The sequence below is a fragment of the Modicisalibacter ilicicola DSM 19980 genome (assembly GCF_900128925.1).
In the GTDB taxonomy this organism is placed as follows: domain Bacteria; phylum Pseudomonadota; class Gammaproteobacteria; order Pseudomonadales; family Halomonadaceae; genus Modicisalibacter; species Modicisalibacter ilicicola.
On sequence record NZ_FQUJ01000024.1, the window covers coordinates 34,652 to 39,274 of the forward strand.

The following is a 4,623-nucleotide window of genomic DNA, read 5'->3' on the forward strand; positions in this document are numbered from 1 at the left end:
AGGAGCTCGCTTCAGCGAGCGATAGGCGCGTCGAGTTCCATGCCAAGCGTCGAATAGCCTTGATAATGCAGTGCTGCCGACAACTCCCGCTGGGTGATATGCATCGGATTCAAGAACTCTTCCAGCAGCACCTCAACAGGATGGATAGGCTCTCTGTGGGTAGGTATACGTATCATGCGACACCTCTAATGGATGTTCGCCCCATGGCACGGATTCCATGCTGCAAGAACATGCTTGACGCCATGGCGGAAGGCGCGGTCTTGAGCCAGTCTATACTTTCAGTTCATATTTCAGTTCAAGGTGTCAGTCAGGGCCTGACGCGCCGTCCGTTCACCGCCCAGTTCAAGGATTACAACAACAATGCTTTCCAACATCCCGCTCGACGACCTGAAGGTGCTCGAACTCGGCCAATTGATCGCCGGCCCCTACTGCGGGCAAGTGCTGGCGGACTTCGGAGCCGAAGTCATCAAGATCGAGCCCCCCGGCAAGGGCGATGCCATGCGCCAGTGGGGCGAGGTCGATGCCAGTGGCGAGCCGCTGTGGTGGAACGTCATCGGCCGCAACAAGAAGTCGCTGACCCTCGATCTGCGCCAGCCGCGGGGCCAGGAGATCCTTCGCGAACTGGCTTCCCGGGCGGATGTGCTGATCGAGAATTTCCGCCCCGGCACCATGGAGAAATGGGGCCTGGGCTATGAGGCGCTCTCGGCCAACAATCCCGGCTTGATCATGGTGCGGGTGACCGGCTTCGGCCAGGACGGCCCCTACGCTTCCCGGGCCGGGTTCGCCTCGGTGTGCGAGGCAATGGGCGGGCTGCGCTACCTGAGCGGCTACCCGGATCGCGCCCCGGTGCGCGTGGGCATTTCGCTGGGCGATACCCTGGCCGGCCTGCACGGGGCGCTGGGGGCGATGATGGCCTTGCATCAGCGTGAACGCAGCGGGCAGGGCCAGGTGGTGGACAGCGCCATCTTCGAATCGGTACTGGCCATGATGGAGTGCCTGATTCCGGAATATGCGCGGACCGGCAAGATACGCGAGCGCAGCGGCAGCTTCCTGCCGCGCATCGCGCCGTCCAACGCCTACCCCAGCCGCGAGGGGCACGACGTGATCATCGGCGCCAACCAAGACACGGTCTTCCGGCGCCTGTGCGAGGTGATGGGCCAGCCCACCCTCGCCGATCACCCCGATTTCGCCACCCATCGCGCCCGCGGCGACAACCAGCAGGCCATCGATGACCTGGTGGCCGCCTGGACCGCCCGGCACGATGCCCAGGACATCGTCGATCGGCTGGCCGAGGCCGGCGTGCCGGCGGGGCTGGTCTATCGCGCCCCGGAGATGCTCGATGACCCGCACTATAAGGCGCGCGAGGCGATCGTCGAGGTACCCGATCGGCGCGGCGAGCCCTTGCCAATGCAGAACGTCTTTCCGCGGCTTTCGGACACGCCCGGGCGGGTGCGGCATGTGGGGCCGGCCCTGGGTGAACACACCGAGGCGGTTCTCGGCGACTGGCTGGGCCTGGATGCCGCGAGCCTGGCCGACCTGCGCGATTCCGGCGTGATCTGAACGGGGCGCCCGCATGCTCGAACCCATTGTCGTGCTGATCGCCCTGCTCGCGCTGATCGGTGTCGGCCTGCCGATCTTCCTGGCGCTGGGCCTTTCCGGCCTGCTTGGCCTGTACATGGCCCGGGGCTCGATGGCGTTCTTCTTCGCGCCGTCGTCGCTGTTCGGCCAGCTCAACAGCTTCGAGCTGATCGCCCTGCCGCTGTTCATCCTGATGGGCAACCTGCTGGGGGCCACCCCGGTGGGCGCGAGCCTCTTCCAGGCCGCGGTGCGCTGGCTCAACTGGCTGCGCGGCAGCCTGGCGATCTCGTCCGTGGGCGCCTCGGCGATGTTCGGCGCGGTCTCCGGGGTCAGCCTGGCCGGGGTCGCCGCGGTGGGGTCGATCGCCGTGCCGCAGATGCTCGAACGCGGCTACAGCCGCTCCCTGGCCGCGGGCTCGGTGGTCAGCGCCGGGGCCTTGGCGATGCTGATCCCGCCCAGCGTGCCGTTCATCATCTACGGCGCGGTATCCAGCGTCTCGGTGGCGGACCTGTTCATCGGCGGGATCGTGCCGGGCCTGGTGCTGGCGCTGGCCCTGTCGCTGTTCATCTACGTGCGTGTGCGCCTGCATCCCGAGGAGGCGCCGGTCGCCGAGCAGCGTTTCACCTGGAAGGAACGCTTCGTCAGCCTGGCCAATATCTGGCATGCCGCGCTGCTGGTGGTCGCGGTGCTGGGTTCGATCTATTCCGGGCTCGCCACCCCCAGCGAGGCCGCCGGTATCGGCGCCCTCGGTGCCTTCCTGATCGCCGCCGTGGTGTTTCGTGCCCTGAGCTTTCGCAAGTGCTGCGAGATCTTCGGCGTCACGGCACGCATCAGCGGTGCCATACTGCTGATCATCGGCTGCGCCAAGATCTTCGGCGACTACCTCAACATGGTGCGCGTGCCCCAGACCCTGACCGAACTGCTGACCGCCAGCACGCTGCCGCCCTGGGCCATCCTGCTGGCCATCATGCTGCTGCTGATACTGCTCGGCATGATCGTCGATGCGGTATCGTTGATCGTGGTGACCACGCCGGTGCTGCTGCCGCTGATCCAGGCCCTGGGCTACGACCCGCTGTGGTTCGGCATCGTGCTGGTGCTCAACCTGGAAATCGCCGTGGTCACCCCGCCGGTGGGCCTCAACCTGTATGCCCTGCGCGGGGTGTGTCCCGAACTGTCGATCGAGGAGATCATTCGCAGCGCACTGCCCTTCGTGGCCGTGCAGTTTCTGGTGCTGATGCTGTTCGTGCTGTTTCCGAGCATCAGCCTGTGGTTGCCCAATCAAATGTGATGAACGAACTGAAAAGCCTTAAACAAAAACAAGCAAGGAGAAGTGTCATGTCATTCACTCGTCGAGAACTGCTCAAGTACGGTACCTTCGCCGGTGCCGGGGTTGCCCTGTTCGGTGGCCAGCACCTGTTCGCGCGCCGCGCCCTGGCCGCGACCACCCTGACCGGGGTGAACTACATCACGCCCTCCTACGAGGCGTTGAGCTACGGCTCCAACGGCTTCATCGACTATCTCAAGGAGCAGGGCGGCGATGCCGTCAATGTCGACTACTACCATTCCGGCCAGTTGCTCAAGGCCGACGAGCAGTTGCCGGCGCTGCGGGCCGGCAGCATCGATTTCATGTTCCACACCACCTCGTACATCACGCGCTCGCTGCCGATCCTCGGGATCACCGGCCTGCCCGGGGTGGTCGGGGAGCTGTATCGCCATCCCGAACGCCTCGACCAGGGCAGCCCACTGCTGGCCTTGATCAACGAGGAACTGGCCAAGGACAATCTCTACATGCTCACCGCCGGTGGCGGGATTCTCGAGCCCGAGTACATCTGGAGCACCGAGGCCAGCCCGGTGCGCTCCCTGGAGGATCTGCGCGGCAAGAAGGTGCGGGTGGTTAGCTTCGAGGCGACCCGGGCGCTGGAGTCCTACGACATCGCGGCGGTGCGCATCCCCTCCTCGGAAACCTACATGGCGCTGCAACGCGGCACCGTGGATGCCGGGGTCTTCAACATCTCGACGATCATCGGGCGCAGCCTGCAGGAACAGCTCTCCTACTGCTATGAACTGCCGACCACGGGTTTCACCGTCGCCCCCTTCATGCTGCGCGATCGCTGGGACTCCCTCGACGACGGCATCAAGAGCGTCATGCAGGAGGCCGCCCAGTGGTACGACGACAATTTCGTCAGCCACTGCAACGACAAGGTCTATCCCGAGCAGTACTGGCCCCGGGTCAAGGAGGAAGGCGTCGAGGTAATCGCGCCTTCGGAGGAGGACATCGCCACCTTCAACGAGGCGACCCACGGGGTGTGGGAGAACTGGAAGAAGGAAGTCGGCCGGGAGGTCGGCGAGCGGGCCATCGCCCTGGCGCTCGGCGAGGCTTGACGGGAATGCGCTCCCTGGCCCTGCACAGCTGGGACGGCCTGCTGGCCGTCCTGCGCTGGACCTCGATGGCCGTGCTGGCGTTCATGATGCTGACCATCTGCTACGACGCCACCATGCGCTACGTGTTCACCGCGCCGACCAGCTGGAGCCTGGAGATCAACTCCTTCCTGATCGTCTATCTGGCGGTGATCGGCGCGGCCGAGGCCCAGCGCCACGATGCGCATATCCGCATCACCTTCTTCGCGAGCAAGCTGCCATGGCGCCTTCAGGCGCTGATCGGCATCGCTGGCGGGCTGCTGGGTATGCTGTTCTGTGCCATCCTGGTGTGGCGAGGCGGCCTGATGGCCTCGCAAGCCTTCGAGTATGGCGAGCGTGTATCCAGCGCCTTCGGCACCCCGATGGTACTGCCCTATGCGTTGCTGCCCATCGGCTTCGCCGCCCTGGGCCTGCAGTTTTTGATCGATGCCCTGCAGGCCTGCCAGCGTTTGATTCACCCCGCCAGGGAGGAGTCTCCCCGTGGCTGAACCCCGAGGACCGAGACAATAACCCCTCGCTCGCTGAAGCGAGCTCCCACGGGGAGCCTGGCCATTGGGGTGGTGGGAGCCCGATTCACCGGGCGATGCCGGTCAACCCCTCGCTCGCTGAAGCGAGCTCCCACGGGGA

At 65.2% G+C, this 4,623-nt stretch carries 4 protein-coding genes; all 4 read left to right on the forward strand.

Going from position 1 to position 4,623, the window contains the following annotated elements; genetic code table 11:
- Window positions 1–360 precede the first annotated feature (360 nt).
- From BUA41_RS17935 to BUA41_RS17950, 4 genes are read left to right on the forward strand one after another with little or no spacing between them, the layout of a single operon-like run.
- Window positions 361–1,560, forward strand: coding sequence for a CaiB/BaiF CoA transferase family protein (locus BUA41_RS17935; protein ID WP_072825481.1), 1,200 nt, complete (start codon window positions 361–363; stop codon window positions 1,558–1,560).
- Between the two features lie 13 nt (window positions 1,561–1,573).
- Entirely contained in the window at window positions 1,574–2,866 is a 1,293-nt protein-coding gene (locus tag BUA41_RS17940; protein WP_072825483.1) for a TRAP transporter large permease, read from the forward strand.
- Between the two features lie 47 nt (window positions 2,867–2,913).
- Window positions 2,914–3,960 carry a TRAP transporter substrate-binding protein gene (locus BUA41_RS17945; RefSeq protein WP_072825485.1) on the forward strand — a complete coding sequence of 349 codons (1,047 nt, stop codon included), beginning with the start codon at window positions 2,914–2,916 and terminating at the stop codon, window positions 3,958–3,960.
- Window positions 3,961–3,965: 5 nt separating this feature from the next.
- Window positions 3,966–4,484 (forward strand): TRAP transporter small permease subunit, encoded by a 519-nt coding sequence (locus BUA41_RS17950; protein WP_072825487.1) that lies wholly within the window; start codon window positions 3,966–3,968, stop codon window positions 4,482–4,484.
- Window positions 4,485–4,623: the final 139 nt, after the last annotated feature.